We start from the raw sequence: 440 nt of genomic DNA on the forward strand, positions 1-440 counted from the left end.
ACACTTTAAACTGACGCGTATATCCCTGTTTATCCACACGTGTGCTGTAGTGGGTAAAACTAAACCGCACACCGTCCAGGTCGGTATAAGCATCTTCTATTTCGTCATATGACCAATTATCCCGGCGTTTCGGATCTTGTTTATATTTTTTCTTTTGTTCTGCGTTATACATGCCGTAAGGGATCAAAGGGATCTTTTCATAGTCATCGATGATGGATTCATAGTTTTCTTCACTGCCATATCCAGCATCTGCGACAATATATTTGAATAAGTCCAGTGTAGAAATGGCCGATAAAAATGGAAGTAGCGTTCGCGTATCCGTAGGATTTGAAAAGATATCGTAGTCAATGACGTATTGATTACTAGAAGCAACTTGAAGATTATAGCCAGGTTTCAATTCACGGTTTTTCATGGGATCTTCTTTCATACACATGAACGTA

Annotated in this window: 1 protein-coding gene; it reads right to left on the minus strand. The window is 39.3% G+C overall.

The genetic code is table 11. The features are described from left to right. Positions 1-440 (minus strand): transposase (locus tag ACYQ2O_RS12840; protein ID WP_459796789.1); only part of this gene is annotated, 440 nt, incomplete at both ends.

The organism is Alkalibacterium sp. m-11, assembly GCF_054658155.1.